General features: G+C 57.2%; 1 protein-coding gene and 2 pseudogenes. All 3 read right to left on the bottom strand.

Annotated elements, in window-relative coordinates:
* Window positions 1-154, bottom strand: a pseudogene (locus HP459_RS23635) (fimbrial protein); the annotation flags it as partial.
* Between the two features lies 1 nt (window position 155).
* Window positions 156-2,699, bottom strand: coding sequence for a fimbria/pilus outer membrane usher protein (locus HP459_RS22145; protein ID WP_171936848.1), 2,544 nt, complete (start codon window positions 2,697-2,699; stop codon window positions 156-158).
* Window positions 2,700-2,726: 27 nt separating this feature from the next.
* A pseudogene (locus tag HP459_RS22140) lies at window positions 2,727-3,052 on the bottom strand (long polar fimbrial chaperone LpfB); the annotation flags it as partial.

Genomic DNA, 3,052 nt, shown 5'->3' with positions numbered 1-3,052 from the left:
AGACCACCGTGCCGACAGGTGCATCACGCTGCACGTTAATCGTCCCCACGGACAGGGTTGACAGCTGCGGCGTGATGGTGGTGCACGTACCGGCACGGGCGAGGTTTCCCGCCGCGAGCAAACAGAGAAGCAAAATCACGATAAGCCATTTCATGTTAACGTTCCTGACGGCAGGAGGCGCGCATGTCAGCGATCCCACCGAATGTTGAGTGTGTCGGCAGGCTGAAATCAGCGCGGCATTGCTGGCTGGGCTGACTCCCCCATGTCGCGACTAACGTCCCCTCCTCGCGCATACCGGTTAAATAAACCTGACCGCGATCGCCCACAATAAAACTGCTGCTCTCATCACCGACAAGGGTGACCACCGCCCCAAACGGAACGGCGCGTTCGTTGTCGGTCAAGGTCATCAGCACCCGGCGACCTGACTTCGGCAAATAATCGGCTCTCACCACCGCTCCCCGCGTCGGCGTCACCGTGCGGGTGTTGATCTCCAGTTCGACATCCTCCGGCATATTTTCCGGATCGAGAGTGAGATCGTTTTTTCGGTAGACCGAAAGGTTGCTCACGACCGTATAACCGCGAAAATCTGTCCGTACACCGGGCTGATTGCGGATATCCACGCCGTGGGCGCCAGGCGCTTTAATTAAGGCGTTGGTCTCCCCCAGCGGCTGAGAAAGCGTGATGCCATCAGCATGGGCGAGGATGCCGCCTTGTAGCCCGTAATTCAGGCGTTCACTGTTTTTGTCATAACCATACCCCGCCGTGGCTTCGCCATAGGTGCCTCTGTAGTCCGCGTTAACGTTGCCGGTATAGCCCACGCCCTCTGTGCCGTATCCCTGCTGCACGTTCCAGTTCAGGGCTCGGTTTTCGAGAGCCACCCCGTTCAGACCGATGCTGTGTGTCGTCCCGTTATTCCTGCTGGCGTTCATGCCATAGTTCGCCCATGTCTGCGGCAAAAATTTATCCAGCGGAATGCTGATGTTGAACGCCATAAGCTGGTCGTGAACAGCGTTTTTTTGGTTGTCGCGGGTTTCTGACGCTGAGCGGACATTTTTGCTGTAGGTCCATGTCAGGCCATAGCTGATGTTGTGCCAGTAGTTGCTATAGCCGACGCTCCACGAAGCCATCGACTTACCGTCATTCCGGTAATCTTCCTGCGCCGCACTGAGGGTGAGCGCGCCCAGGTTGTCCCCCAGCGTCTGGCTCATCGTCAACTCGGCACGGTTACGTCGCCTGTCCTGAAGCGCGCTGCTGTCGCCGTACGAATCGAGGACCTCCTGCATCCCGTAATAGCCGCGGGTCGAGTAGCGATACCCGGCAATCGAAAAGTTCGTCCCGGAATTAATAAAATTCTTGCTGTATCGGGCCCGCCACGACTGACCGCTTGTTTTCGCGGCATGCTCCGGCGTTGACCAGCCCTGGGTGAGGTCTGCGGATATCGCCCCGAAATCGCCCATGTTCTTGCCCACCCCCAGAGCCGCCGACTGGTACTTATCTGCCCGCTGGACGCCGCCATAGAGCGTGAGGCCGTGAGAGAGGCCGTAAATTCCGGTCAGTTGCCCGAAGGGGGTTTTCTCCACGCTTGGGTTATACGATCGATACTGCCCGGCGGTAAGGGCATATTTCAGGCGCCCCTCCCGTTGCAGGACCGGCAGCGAAGCGTACGGCAGGGTGAAATGTTGCTCACTGCCATCAGCTTCGACGATCGTGACATCAAGATCGCCCGCGCCGCCGGTGGGATACATATCCGCGATCTCAAACGCGCCCGGCGCCACATAGCTTTGGTAGATTTGATAGCCATTCTGACGCACCACGACCTGCGCGTTAGTTCGCGCAATACCGCGCACCACCGGCGCATAGCCTTTCAGGGAATCCGGTAGCATGTCGTCGTCGGACGCCAGCTGGACGCCGCGAAAAGGCATGCTGTCAAAGACATCGGCAGGGGCGGAACTGTCTCCGAGCGTAAGCTGGGCTTGCAGGGGAATAATCGCGCGCTGCATCAAGGTATAGACATTGTCCCACTTATCCTGGCCGGACGCATCGCGGGACCAGGTGGTGTAGTTGCGTAACCGCCAGGGACCGACGTTGATCCCCGGTCGCAGGTTTGCATACTGACTGTCGCTGCGGGTGCCTGCCCCGCTTCTTGCCCGGCTGTTCGCGCCGCTCAGGCTGTAGTTGAGCATGGCCGCGGTAATGCCTTCATCCCACATCTCCGGCGGAACGTAACCTCTCGCTGGCAGATCTATGGCCGCCTGTGGGATGCTGATTGCCAGACGCTGGGCGCCAAACTGGAAGTCCGCGCTGGCCTGTGGAATCGCCTTGAGATCGGCGCATTCTCCTTGCCCGGCGTCGAGCTGCGGGAAAAGCGCCGTTTTCACGCCCCACGCTTTTAACTGCCTGATACTCAGGCACGGCTGCAACGTTTCACTGCCGTTAGCATCCTTCACGGCCATGAAACGAATATCCCGCGTTTCCAGCAGCCGCTCGTCAAGAATAATATCCACGTGGTACGTCCCGGGCGCCTGCGAGCCGGATTCAAAGGCAGATAAATCCGCTTTTCCCATTCCGGGATTATCCAGTTCTACCAGTTCCGTATTAAACGTCTCACTGGCCCACAGTGTGGGAGAGAAACCCGCAAGCGCGAGGGCAATGAATATTGCCAGGCGCGCAGGCTGCACTGTATTAAATGCCGTTGTCATGACGAGCACCCGATTAATGCAAAGTGATCACAAACTGGCCCGGTGTAATTCGCCAGGATTGCCATAATCGTTAATGACTTTAAACGTCAGCGTATTGCCATTGGTCCCATTCGGTAACGGGAAACGAACTGAGCCTGAAGGCATTACGTACGTGACATCGTCAAGTTTTTTACCCCCGACCGTTATTTCATTGAAATTGATAACGTACGGCGTAGGGTTATTTACCTGCAGAGCATTTCCCGCACGACGCCAGGTTAATTTGTTGGTTTGTTCCTCAGGGGTAGACGCACGAAGGCTCTCTGGCCGATAAATAAGTTTAATCCGCGTTTTGACGGCAATTTGCAGCGAGTTCA

This window comes from Enterobacter sp. CM29, assembly GCF_013179605.1.
Taxonomy (GTDB): Bacteria; Pseudomonadota; Gammaproteobacteria; order Enterobacterales; family Enterobacteriaceae; genus Enterobacter; species Enterobacter intestinihominis.
Note: the sequence above shows the minus strand (reverse complement) of the source record. Positions and strands in the feature narration are given on the sequence as shown.

Bases quoted from the DNA above. Each gene is read 5' to 3' on its own strand.
- HP459_RS22145 (WP_171936848.1), bottom strand. From the start codon at position 2,699: ATGACAACGGCATTTAATACAGTGCAGCCTGCGCGCCTGGCAATATTC.